The sequence below is a fragment of the Actinomycetota bacterium genome (genome assembly GCA_030682655.1).
GTDB lineage: Bacteria > Actinomycetota > Coriobacteriia > Anaerosomatales > JAUXNU01 > JAUXNU01.
On the sequence record JAUXNU010000121.1, the window covers coordinates 1 to 1,208 of the forward strand.

Annotated in this window: 2 protein-coding genes; both read right to left on the reverse strand. The window is 68.3% G+C overall.

The window, feature by feature from the left end:
- On the reverse strand, positions 1–651 hold a 651-nt coding region (locus Q8K99_07060), incomplete at its 3' end, for a transposase (protein ID MDP2182312.1).
- A gap of 264 nt (positions 652–915) precedes the next feature.
- On the reverse strand, positions 916–1,208 hold a 293-nt coding region (locus tag Q8K99_07065; GenBank protein MDP2182313.1), incomplete at its 5' end, for a hypothetical protein.

The window sequence follows — 1,208 nt, forward strand, 5'->3', positions numbered from 1 at the left end:
CGTGAGATCCTCGATCTCGCGCTCGAGGGAGTTGATCTCCTTCGTGAGCTCGCGGCAGCGTCTCGTCTGCTCGATGGCGATGCGCGAGCGCGTGGTCGGCGGCAGGGACCGCAAGGCGGCCTCGAGACGATCGAGCCACACGTAGCGGGAAAGCACCCGAGGCGGCAGCTCGAGTCCGACCTCGAGGTCGTGGACGTTCCAGCGCAGCCTCTTCTGGATGCGTCCGCGCTCCTGCACCAGGTCATCGCGGTGGTCGGCGAGCAGGCGCACGTCGAGCTCGGGACCGGCGAGTGCCGCCTCGGGAAGGTCCGGCTCGCGCAGCGCGGCACGGGCCACACACGCCGCGTCGATGGGATCGGACTTGCCGTAGGCGCGTGCCGAGGAGCGTGCTCCGGCCATCATCTTGGGAGGCACGCGCACCACGCGCTCGCCGCGGGAGAGCAGGAACCGCTCGAGTCGTCCCGAGACGTGGCGGCAGTCCTCGATCGCGAAGAAGCGGTCGGCGGAGAGCGAGCGCGCCCAGACGAGCAGGCTCCCGCGTCCGCGCTCGTGGCAGTTCACGGTCTTCTCGCCGAGAGGCCGCCCCGTCACCGTGTCGAGCGCCACTGCCGTGTGGGTCTTCATATGCGGGTCGATGCCGACTACGATCATGTCCGTCCCCTTCCGTCGACGTGCGATGGCGGGGGCCGGCGGCGGACACGCCTTAGCTGGGGCCTGCTGGCCAGGCTCCTATGAAGTCACGGCGGCGACCCCTCGGTACCCGGCGGCGGGGGACATAACAGCTGAAGGTCAGCCCGATGAGGGCGACAGATGCGCTGCGGGTCACTCCGCCGTCGGATCCGAGGCTACCTGACGGATGTCAGGAATCCCACGGGGGCAGAGTGACACTAAGGATGCGCTTGTTCGGCACGGAGTCTACGGCGTGGGTACCGGTTCGAAATGCTCCACTAGGAGACGTTGTGCACCCGCAGACAGGACCCCCTCAACGGCCACGTATTCCTGCATGTCGAGAAGCTCACCATCGACATCGACCAGTCCCTCTGGGTCGTCGAGGGCGACAACCAGTCGCGGCGCCCAGGGGTAGGAGCCCGGCCATGGCTCCAGTACCCAGACGCTCAGGTCGTACGCGTCTTCGCTCCGCTCCCCCCCACCGGACAGAAGCCCCACGACGCGATGCCGGCCGCCCATGAGATCCTTCACACCTGCCC